Annotated in this window: 1 protein-coding gene and 1 pseudogene; both read right to left on the bottom strand. The window is 53.5% G+C overall.

All coding sequences use genetic code 11. The annotated features are described in order from the left end of the window. Positions 1 to 926 (bottom strand): glycosyltransferase family 2 protein (locus ACR0P9_RS10845; protein WP_432620040.1); only part of this gene is annotated, 926 nt, incomplete at its 3' end. Between the two features lie 15 nt (positions 927 to 941). Beyond that, positions 942 to 2,501, bottom strand: a pseudogene (locus tag ACR0P9_RS10840) (chromosome segregation protein SMC); the annotation flags it as partial.

Below are 2,501 nucleotides of genomic sequence, written 5' to 3'. Positions count from 1 at the left end.
TCTCTCTGCTCCTTCATGGCGCGCTGCAACTGCATCTCAAAGTCCTGCTTGTTTTTCTGTACGATATTTTGCAGCTGCATACCGGCGAAAAAGCACTGTACCGCAGCCAACGCGGTAAATCCGCAAACAACCAGCGTCGGGAAGCGCGGAACCAAGCCCTCTGTGAAATACGTGCACAAAATCGGAACGAAAAACAACAGGCTGATGATGAGCAGCAGGGCTGCAATCGCACCAAAGAACTTTTGCGGCTGATAGCAGCGGAACAGGCGCCCAATCGTGCGCAGCACCTTCACGCCGTCAGACACAGTATTGAGCTTGGACTCACTGCCCTCCGGGCGATCCTGATAGTCAATGATGACATTTTCCACCGCCAGATTTTTATCCACCGCATGAATGCTCATCTCGGTCTCAATCTCAAAGCCCTGCGACAGAACCGGAAATGTCTTGACAAAGCGATAGCTGAACGCACGGTAGCCCGTCATGATGTCCTTGATGCTGTTGTGAAACAGCCAGTTGATAGACTTGCGCACGAAAGCATTGCCGGAATTGTGAAAGCGGCGCTTGTTCTCGGTAAAATACGTAGAAGACAAGCGGTCTCCCACAACCATATCCGCGTTGCGCTGCAAAACCTTGTCTGCCATCTCCCGCGCATGAACCGCCGGATAGGTATCGTCACCGTCCACCATGATATAGCAGTCTGCTTCTACTTCCTGAAACATACGGCGTACTACATTGCCCTTGCCCTGCTGATACTCGTAGCGAACAACTGCGCCAGCCTTTCGCGCCAGCTCATCGGTTCCATCGGTAGAATTGTTGTCGTATACATAAATGACTGCTTCCGGAAGCGTCTTTCGGAAGTCTGTCACGACTTTGGTAATCGTCTGACTCTCGTTATAGCACGGAATCAGAACCGCAATTTTATCCATTCTCTTTAGCCCCTTTTATTTGATTTCCATTTTCATTTCTTTTTCAACATCCTCGATGTTGAGCATCAGCAGCTTGGAAACGCCGCGTTCCTGCATCGTGACACCGTACAGCATATTCGCCTCTTCCATCGTGCCGCGACGATGCGTAATGACGATAAACTGTGTCTTGTCAGACAGTCGGTGCAGATACTGGGCAAATCGCGTGACATTGACATCGTCCAGTGCCGCCTCGATCTCATCGAGCACACAGAACGGCGTCGGGCGCACCTTCAAAATAGCAAAGTACAGGGCAATCGCGACAAATGCCTTCTCGCCGCCCGATAACAGTGACAAATTCTTGAGCGTCTTGCCCGGCGGTGTCACGCGGATTTCAATACCGCAGCCGAGAATATCATTTTCGTCTTCCAGTGCAAGCTCTGCGCTGCCGCCGCCGAAAATCTCTTGAAAAGTCTCACCAAAATACTGATTGAGCTGGGCAAACGATGCCGCGAAAATTTCTTTCATCTGCTCGGTCAGCTTCTCGATAATGCCGCGCAGCTCGCGCTCCGCCTGTTCCAAATCGTCTTTCTGTTCGGTCAGAAACACCAATCGTTCGCTCAACTCGGAAAACTCGTCAATCGCAGCGAGATTGACCGGTCCCAGCGATTTGATGGAACGCCGCAGCGATGCCGCGAGCTTTTCTTCTTCCTGCCGATTTTCTATCGCATGTGCCATAGGACGCGCCGCTGTCGGCGTCAGTTCATAGCTTTCCCACATTTTATCGAGAATCTGCTGTTCCTCGCTATGAATGCGGTCTGCTGCCGCCTCTGCCTCCGCGTGCTTGCGTTCCAGCACAACAATTTCGTTTCCAATTTCACGCGCCTGTTTTTCTGTTTCTGTTTTATTCTTTTCCAGCCGCATCCGGTTTTGACCGCATTCCTGCAGCTGACCGCGCAGCTGACCGGTACGCAGTCCGCTCTGCTCGCTGGTCTGCTCCAGTTCCTTGCGCTGGGCATCTGCCTGAGCAATGGTCTGTTCGTATTCGGCAATGCGGCGTTTGTGATCCTCTGCCGTCTGGCGGGTGGCGTCTGCCATCTGCTGCAAATCATCCAGTGCCTGCTTGACCGTATCACACTCGGTCTGAGCCTGTGCCAGCTCGGTGTGCAGCTGAGATGCCTCATTGGTCAGGGCAGTCATCTGCTGTTCGATTTCCTGTGCCTGCCCGGCAGCTCGTGCCAGCTCTTCCAACGCCTGCTTGCGTGCCTGTTCCAGCTGATCTGCCTGCGTTTGCAGGGCCGTCAGCTGCTCACGCAGCTGCTGTTTTTGCTGTCCGGCTGTCTCCTGCTCCGCGCGGAACTGCTGTTCCGTCTGCCGCACACTGTCCAGCAGCAGCTGATGCTGTTTGGTCTGGGCAGAAAGTCCCGCCAGCTTTTGCTGCAAGTCTCGCAGATTTGCCGCTGTCTGTTCGGTTTCCCGCTCTGCATCGCGCACGCGGTCTGCCAAATCTCTGCCCTGTTCCGTGATTTCTTGCAGTTTTTTGCGCTGCACACGGACTTTTTCCTGCCACTGCTCCAGCTGATTGGCACGCGACAAAAT

The sequence above is a fragment of the Butyricicoccus sp. genome, from assembly GCF_050872565.1.
In the GTDB taxonomy this organism is placed as follows: domain Bacteria; phylum Bacillota; class Clostridia; order Oscillospirales; family Butyricicoccaceae; genus Butyricicoccus_A.
Note: the sequence above shows the minus strand (reverse complement) of the source record. Positions and strands in the feature narration are given on the sequence as shown.